9 protein-coding genes are annotated in these 7,326 nt (G+C 55.5%); 7 read left to right on the top strand and 2 right to left on the bottom strand.

Features of this window, described 5'->3' with window-relative positions; all coding sequences use genetic code 11:
* Window positions 1–280 precede the first annotated feature (280 nt).
* From VL688_02925 to VL688_02905, 5 genes are all read left to right on the top strand, one after another.
* On the top strand, window positions 281–709 hold the full coding sequence (locus tag VL688_02925) for a hypothetical protein (GenBank protein ID HTL46998.1): 429 nt from the start codon (window positions 281–283) through the stop codon (window positions 707–709).
* A gap of 31 nt (window positions 710–740) precedes the next feature.
* Entirely contained in the window at window positions 741–1,157 is a 417-nt protein-coding gene (locus VL688_02920; GenBank protein HTL46997.1) for a hypothetical protein, read from the top strand.
* Window positions 1,158–1,427: 270 nt separating this feature from the next.
* On the top strand, window positions 1,428–1,973 hold the full coding sequence (locus VL688_02915) for a response regulator (GenBank protein ID HTL46996.1): 546 nt from the start codon (window positions 1,428–1,430) through the stop codon (window positions 1,971–1,973).
* Window positions 1,974–2,060: 87 nt separating this feature from the next.
* Window positions 2,061–2,516, top strand: a complete 456-nt coding sequence (locus VL688_02910; protein HTL46995.1) for a TspO/MBR family protein — start codon at window positions 2,061–2,063, stop codon at window positions 2,514–2,516.
* A 40-nt stretch (window positions 2,517–2,556) separates the two neighbouring features.
* Window positions 2,557–3,978, top strand: coding sequence for an SDR family oxidoreductase (locus VL688_02905; protein ID HTL46994.1), 1,422 nt, complete (start codon window positions 2,557–2,559; stop codon window positions 3,976–3,978).
* Window positions 3,979–4,144: 166 nt separating this feature from the next.
* Here the strand turns inward: VL688_02905 and VL688_02900 are convergent, their stop codons facing one another.
* Window positions 4,145–4,633 (bottom strand): SRPBCC family protein, encoded by a 489-nt coding sequence (locus VL688_02900; GenBank protein HTL46993.1) that lies wholly within the window; start codon window positions 4,631–4,633, stop codon window positions 4,145–4,147.
* Window positions 4,620–4,976, bottom strand: a complete 357-nt coding sequence (locus VL688_02895) for a metalloregulator ArsR/SmtB family transcription factor (protein ID HTL46992.1) — start codon at window positions 4,974–4,976, stop codon at window positions 4,620–4,622. Before VL688_02895 ends, VL688_02900 begins: the two co-directional genes overlap by 14 nt.
* Before the next feature lie 133 nt (window positions 4,977–5,109).
* Between VL688_02895 and VL688_02890 the strand changes: the two genes are divergently transcribed.
* The gene (locus tag VL688_02890; protein HTL46991.1) at window positions 5,110–6,756 is read left to right on the top strand and encodes a hypothetical protein; all 1,647 of its coding nucleotides are present in this window, start codon (window positions 5,110–5,112) and stop codon (window positions 6,754–6,756) included.
* Between the two features lie 204 nt (window positions 6,757–6,960).
* On the top strand, window positions 6,961–7,326 hold a 366-nt coding region (locus VL688_02885; GenBank protein HTL46990.1), incomplete at its 3' end, for an MBOAT family protein.

The raw sequence follows: 7,326 nt of genomic DNA, 5'->3' as shown, positions 1-7,326 counted from the left end.
CTTAAAGGCCCAAATAATTGATTACAAACGGTTCACAAAAAGGTTCAAATTAAAATTAGTCTATTAAAAATAAAGGGGACAGTCCCTAGGGACAGGACACGGGGACAGGCCCCCTTTAGCGAAAGCAATCAAAACCGGTTTAATTTTCAATCCATTTAATGAGACAGAAATTAACGGTACCGGTTCTCAGAGGGACAGGTATTGAAACTTGTCCCCGGCAGAATCAATACCCCTATTTAAGGTCGCTTCGCTGAGCCCGGTTCGATAAAAAGGAGAATTTATGCGTCAAAGGATACCCGCTTTTTTTTCTTTGCTGTTCCTCGTCATGGCTGCCTTCTATGAGCTTCCTTTTGCGTTGGCGGGGGAGACACCCTGGGACCAAAACAAACCTCAGGCCGCATCCTACTCTTTTTGCATGGCCATGGAAGACCCCACGCCGGCGGCTCCCAAAGGGAAGGCGTATTTTTCCGATGTCTTTACGACGACCGATGTCCGCGTCCTCACTCCGGTGCGGGATGCCTACATTAAGTTTCTCCAGGAAAAATACGCTTATGCCCAGGATCCGACGACTTTCGACAACAGCGTTTCGTGCGCGAAAGTGCACAGCATGGACGAAGCCGCATCCGCGCTTCAAGCGCGTTTAAAACCCGGTAAACAAGCCAACCCCGAAGGCACGATCGAGACCGGCTGGACGTATCAGGCCAATTAAGGGGACAGCCCTTCTAGACAAGGAGAAACTCATGAACCGCCGCTTTTCTGGTTTTGCGCTTGCTGTTGTCGTCTTCACCTTGATTTTGCCTGCCGCCTACGCGGGGGAGTCGCCGTATCAGGCCGCGCCTGAAGCCCCGAGTTATTTTTTCTGCACGGCCAATCAATCCCAGCGCGAGATGCCGGATGAATCCATTTCTCCGGCCAAGGCTTTTTATTCCGGCGCTTTTACGGCGCAGCCGGAAAAGATGCAGCCGGTCATGAGCGCGTTCGGAGATCTGCTGAAAGAGAAGTACGGCTTTACGCCCGACGCGGGGCAGGTGCAGCCGGTGGCGTGCACGGGAGTAAAAAGCATGGAGCAGGCGCAGGCCACCGAGAAACTTCGAGTCGAGAGTTCGCGGCGGAACAAGGCGGAGGTCATCGAGACGGGCTGGATACCGGCGGCCTAAATTAAGGTGACAGTCCCCCCGGCAAGCAATTCGATCCATTCGGATTGGTTCTGGCGGGAACGGACTAACAGTGTCTCTTCCAAATACCTACAGGAAGGTGCGGCACCCACGAAGGGTTGTCAGATTCCAGCCGCACGGCAGGAATTAAGAGGTCGGAGAAAGATCCCTAACAGGCAGCAGCCCGCGTATAATAAGCCAACGATCATCTAATCTCCCCCGGCAGTCTTAAGGCCTTTTTCTGATTCGAAAGGGCCGAAAAAAGGGGGATCCATGGAGACACTTAACGAAAAGTTATACGGCAACATCATTGTTTTCGCCGATGACAGCGAAGATCACTACAAGATGGTTTCAAAAGCCTTGACGGCTTGTTTCAATGGCGGGAAGCAGACGACCGCGCTTAAATGGGTCCGCAACGGCGAAGAGCTTGTGCATTATCTTCTTACGACGGATCATTACAAGAGCCCTGAAATGGCGGATCATCCGGCGATCATTGTTTTGGACATTCAGATGCCCAAAATGAACGGGCTCGAAGTGCTGGAGAAAATCAAAGTAAATCCGCTCCTGAATTATATTCCGATCATCTGCATGAGTAATTATTATTCCAATCTGGAAATCAACATGTGCTACAAATTCGGCGTCAATTCGTTCATCAAAAAACCGGTTAATTTCGACGAGATTTTAGTTCTCGTTAAATTCATTCATGATTATTGGTTTAAGGTCAATATCCTGCCTCGCTCCGACCGCGCGGATGTGAGCCAGGCAGATGAGCTTCAGGCTCCCAAGGAAAATAAGCGGGCGCCAGCTCAGATTCCTTAGGGGACAATCCCCACGGGGGACAGTTAAAGACATGATTAAGCCACCTCAATCCGGGCGAATGTCAGAGCCCTTTTGCGATAGTTCCCTGTGAAATCGATTCCGCGTTTTCTCATTTTTTTGACGATCTGTCTGGGTATCGGCTGGGCCGGCGGCATGGTGACGGCATCGTCGGTAACGACTTGGTATGGCGGGCTGACGAAACCGCCGCTTAATCCTCCGAATGCCATTTTTGCGCCTGTCTGGACTTCCCTTTATGTTCTCATGGCGGCGGCCGGGGCGCGGCTTTGGACGGGAGTCCCATCGGCCCGTTTCCTGTTTGTTCTCCAGCTTATCCTGAATGGCGCATGGTCCTTTTTGTTTTTCGGGATGCGAAATCCCGCGATCGCCATGATCGACATCCTTGCGTTGTGGATTTGTCTTTTCCTCCTGATTTCCGCGGTCAGGCATCAGGATAAGGTTTCGGCGCTGCTTTTTCTGCCTTACCTTGCGTGGGTAAGTTTCGCCGGCTATCTGAACGGCGCAATCTGGTATCTGAACCCGTAATGATGAAATAAAGGGACGGGCGTAACAGCCCGGGGAGCCAATGAAGATTCTTCTTACGGGTGCGACAGGATACGTGGGGGGGCGGTTTCTCAAAAAGCTGGAGGCTTCCGGTCATGCGGTGCGGTGTCTCGCGCGGCGTCCGGAGCATCTCAAGGCCTGGGCGGATCCTTCCACCGAGATTTTTTCCGGAGACCTGCTGGACGCGGCTTCGATCGCCCGCGCGATGGAGGGCGTGGAGGTGGCTTATTACCTCGTGCATTCGATGGGGAGCGAGCGCGATTTCGAAGAGCAGGAAAGGCGCTCGGCGGAAAATTTTGCAGCCGAGGCCAGGAAAGCGAAGATCCGCAAGATCGTTTATCTCGGCGGATTGAGCCACGGCACGCAGCTTTCGCCTCATCTCGCGAGCCGGAGGCAGGTCGGCGAGATTTTGCGCGCGTCGGGGATTCCCGTTGTCGAATTTCAGGCGTCCATCATCATCGGATCGGGCAGCCTTTCCTTCGAGATGATCCGCTCCCTGGTCGAGCGTCTTCCCATGATGTTGACGCCCACGTGGGTACATGTCCAGGCGCAGCCGATCGCCATCGAGGACGTGATTGCGTATCTTTACGAAGCGGTCGAGAAACCTTTCGATGAAAGCCGCATCTTCGAAATCGGCGGTCCGGACCGGCTTTCTTATCTCGATCTCATGAAGGAATACGGAAGCCAGCGGAACCTGAAGCGTCTCATTATTCCTGTTCCCGTGCTTTCTCCCTGGCTTTCCAGCCTTTGGCTCGGATTGATCACGCCGCTTTATGCCCGGGTCGGGCGGAAACTCATCGAGAGCATCCGGCACGAAACGACGGTGCACGACAAAAGCGCGCTGGAAGTCTTCAGCGTGAAGCCGCGGCCTATCCGCGAGGCGATCGCGCGCGCTCTTGTCCATGAGGACGAGGATATGGCGCTGACGCGGTGGTCGGACGCGCTTTCTCTGAGCGGCGCAAATCTCACGGCAAAAGGGCGTCTTGGAAACCGGCTGGCGGATGCGCGCACGGTGGAAGTTCCGGCGACGTGTGACTCCGCGTTCCAGGTGATCGAGAGGATGGGCGGGGCGAACGGCTGGTATTTTGCGAATTGGCTTTGGCGGCTGCGGGGATTTCTCGATCTTTTGTCCGGAGGCATCGGCATGCGGCGCGGCCGGCGAAACCCCAACAAGCTGGTGGTGGGAGACGTCGTTGATTGGTGGCGCGTCGAAGCCTGCCAGCCCGGCGCGCTTTTGCGGCTTCATGCCGAAATGAAACTTCCGGGACGCGCCTGGCTCCAGTACGAACTTTCGCCCTCGGGGGCGGGATGCCGCATTACGCAGACGGCGCTTTTCGATCCGGGCGGTCTGGCGGGGCTTGCTTACTGGTATGCGGTCTGGCCGCTTCATCAAATCGTTTTTCGCGGCATGTTGAACGCCATCGCCTTGAAATGCCGCGCCTGAAATAAACACATAGCACATAGGGGACAGTCCCTAGGGACAGGACACGGGGACAGGGCATGGGGACAGTCCCCCCTGACAAGCAATTCGATCCGGTTTGGAGTGGTTTTGAAAATGGGGACGATTCCATGAAATTGGAACCGTCCCCATTTTTTTGAAGCGGGATTTTTCAGGACACTGCGGTTTTGACGGCGGCGTTTTCGCTGCAGGTCTTGTGACCCGTCCAGATGTCGATGGCTTTGCCGGTTTCCAGAAGGGTTTTGAGACCCGAGAGAACCCGCGGCCAGCCTCCGGAGATGCGCTCCGGCATGTCGGTATCCGCCTTGAAGTCGCCATGGACCACATCGAGACGGACCAGCTCGCCAATGAGCTTGATTTCGAACGTGACGCGGGACTCATCGGCCTTGTTGGCGGGATCGATCCAGCTCAGCACCAGGCGGTTGGGCGGGCTGCTTTCCAGCACTTTGCCTTCGACGAAGACGTTTTTTCCCTTCTCTCCATTCGGGTCCCGGTGGACCCAATCCGAACCTTTTTTCCAGTCGGAAATATTTTCGTACTTCCAGTATTGCCGGGTGAATTCGGGCGTGGTGAGCGCCTGCCAGACTTTTTCCGGAGTGCTCTTGATGTAAGTGGTGTAGACGAAATCAGGTTTTTTCATGGTCGTTCTCCTTTAAGGCTTCTTTGAGATTGTGCAATGCCGCAAGCCGGGACTTCTCGAACTTGCCGATCCAGCGCATGTAAATTTCGTTGATCGGTACCGGGTTGAGATAATGCCATTTTTCACGGCCTTTCCTGCGAGTGGTCACGAGATTCGCTTCTTCGAGCAGGACGAGATGCTTGGTGACAGCCTGGCGGCTCATGTCATGCCCCGCGCACAGCTCGTTCAAGGTTTGGCCGTTTTTTTTGTGCAGCCGGTCCAGCAGGGTACGGCGGCTGGAATCCGCAAGGGCTTTGAATACTTTGTCTTCACCGGCTGCCATGCCCCAATTATATGCAACCATTTGGTTGCCTGTCAAGGCCCTTTTATTTTCGGAACCGGGTGAGGAGGGTGTTGAATTCCAAGGGACGTGGCCGTAAAATGCGGCATGCTTGGCAGTTAGAACGGCATTCCCAATAAAAGGAAAGCAAGCCAACTTGGTTAGCAAAGCGCATCCTTTTACAGTCCGCATCTTCGCTCTCCTTCTCGCCCTTTTACTCGGGCTTTCGCCCGCCGCCGAGGCGCAGCAGCCTCCTTCCGGAAATGGTCCTGAGCGTTTTCTTACCGTGAAAAAATGGGGCGGCACCATCGACGTGGAAACAACAAGCGAGTGGGGCTATCTCCAGGATTGTCCCGCCGAAGATGACGCGAATGGAGGGTACACGCCCATGGGGAAAGCGTGGGACACGACCGTGATCACGACGCGGCTCCATTATGACGTGACTCTTCCGGCGCCGGTCGAGGAGGCGCCCGCGGAACCGGACGCCGACGAAAAGGCCCTCGATCAGCAGATGAAAATGTTCGAAGCCATGGCCAAGCGCATGGGCATGAGCGATGAGGACGCGGGGAGCGAAAAAGAAGAGCCTGAGGTCCGGTCGAAGTCGTGGGGCGATGCCGGGGCCGCGGGGGAGGAAAGCTCCGTGGGCCCTCTCGGCAAGGGGCTCCTGCGCTGGGACGAGAAATCCGATTACGTCTGCCCCAATGTCGTGCGCCGGGTGCACGGCCGCGGGGAGGATACCACCAACCAGATCGGGGCCGAGCTTTCGGTCCTTCTCGACAAGGACCGCAAGACGTATTCGATCGCCGCGGGATCGCATTTAGTTCCCGGAGAATGGTCGCAGTTCGAACGGACGCGCGGGGTTTATCCGATCTGCGTTGCGGGCACGAACGAGACGTGCCGGAGTTACCGCAAGGGAATTTTCTACAGCACGCTCCGGACGCAGATCAAAAAAGACGGCCGGTGGCAGGAGGATTCCTGGACGACAGACCCGCGCGCTCCGGAAAAGTCCTCCAGCAGTTCGTTTCAGGCTATGCCGCATACGCTTCCGGTCGGCGGCGGCATGAGCGCGGGGCTTGGGGTTGTGGATATCGACGAGGGCGACCAGGCTTTCGGACCGGTTCCTGAAGCGCCGGACACGGCCTCGCCGCAGGAAGCCGTCCAGCAGTTTGAACAACGGATGGCGGCTGTGATGCGGAAGGTGGAGCGCGATCTCCCGGCCACGGGTATGCTGCTCAAAGGCGAGACGAAGTGGGAAGCCGAGAACAAAGACAAGCCCGGCTTTCGCGACCGGACAGAGATCCGCGTGCGCTGGCGGCTTTCGCCGCTCGACCGCGAGAAGCCCGAAGAGCCGCCTAAAGAATCCTGCCCCGAGCAAGCGGCGCGGACGCCGGATGCGGAAAAGCGGGCGGTGCTGGATGGGCTTGCCATGACGGTTCAGCGCACGGTAAACGATTACAAAGACGCTCTGGATCGCCATAAGGAAGCCACGGAGGCGGAGCGCAAGGAAATGCAGCAGGTCATCGACGACAAGGCCGCGGCCGCGAAAGAAGCGCTCGCGGCGAATCCCCAGGATGCCGGCGCGAAGGAAGCCCTCGACGATGTCCCCAAGATGCAGCAGAATCTCGAGGAATGGCAGCGTCAGCAGATGGAGATTTTAAAGAAAATCGAAGAACAACTCCATGAGGCCGAGGCCCTGCTGAAAGAAGCCGAGGACATCGAGAAGCAGGGGAAGACGGATTTGAACGGCGCCGTATGCCGTGTGCCGCCTTTGCTGGAACGCCTGTCGGCCCTGCAATTCCAATAAGGGGGAGCGATCAATGAGACGATTTTCATTAACGGTACCGGTTCCAAAAGTGCCGGGTTCGAGAAAATAAAGGAAATAATGCAGTAACCGGACCGGGGCTGGCAGGGAAGGGTAAGGACCCGGTCCCGTTTACGAACAGCACATCATTTATACCGTACGATTTTCGAAAGTGGATTCCTAATCCACAAAAAGTTTTCGGGACGTATGTTATTTAATTCAGCGGGATACATCCTTCTATTCTTTCCCATTGCGGCGACGATTTATTTTTTCCTAAATCGGAATCGACTCACAATCGCCGCAAAGGCATCCCTTGTATTATCCTCCCTTTTCTTCTACGGATGGTGGAATCCAAAATACGTCATACTGCTCCTGGTGAGCCTGCTTTTTAATTACGGGATAGGAACGGTTCTCGCCGACGAAAATCAGCCTTTCCGGAGAAAGCTTATTCTGGTGGTTGGCATCACCTGCGACGTTCTTTTGCTCGGATATTACAAATATGCGGATTTTTTTCTAACAAATGCGTCCTATTTGTCGGGGAAGCAGTTACCGCTTTTGAAGATCACCCTTCCT

It is taken from the genome of Verrucomicrobiia bacterium, assembly GCA_035495615.1.
In the GTDB taxonomy this organism is placed as follows: Bacteria; Omnitrophota; Omnitrophia; order Omnitrophales; family Aquincolibacteriaceae; genus DATJFP01.
This window is presented reverse-complemented; position numbering and strand designations above follow the sequence as displayed.